The 342-nt window shown below is 43.9% G+C and carries 1 pseudogene; it reads left to right on the plus strand.

The features are described 5' to 3' along the window. Positions 1-342, plus strand: a pseudogene (locus FHQ08_RS12730) (IS1182 family transposase); the annotation flags it as partial.

The following is a 342-nucleotide window of genomic DNA, read 5'->3' on the forward strand; positions in this document are numbered from 1 at the left end:
TGGCAGATGCGGGCTACGGTAGTGAACAGAATTATAACTACATTGAAAACAAACTGACTGCACAAGCTCTGATCCCTTACGGGATGTTCGAAAAAGAGCAGACTCGATCCTATCGACGTGATGCAAGCAAAATAATGAACTGGGACTACGATCCGATCAAAGATTACTATACTGACGAGCATGGCATCAAATTCTATTTTATTAGAGAAGGTCATCGCAAAGACAAGAGTGGTTTCGTGCGAAACCTTCGAACCTATCGTGCTCTAGATTATGACGACCCGGAGGGTTATTTCTATGCTCATACACCTGGAGGTAACCTGCGTCAGATCAACATCAATCCCA

The organism is Agrilactobacillus fermenti (genome assembly GCF_021030645.1).
In the GTDB taxonomy this organism is placed as follows: domain Bacteria; phylum Bacillota; class Bacilli; order Lactobacillales; family Lactobacillaceae; genus Agrilactobacillus; species Agrilactobacillus fermenti.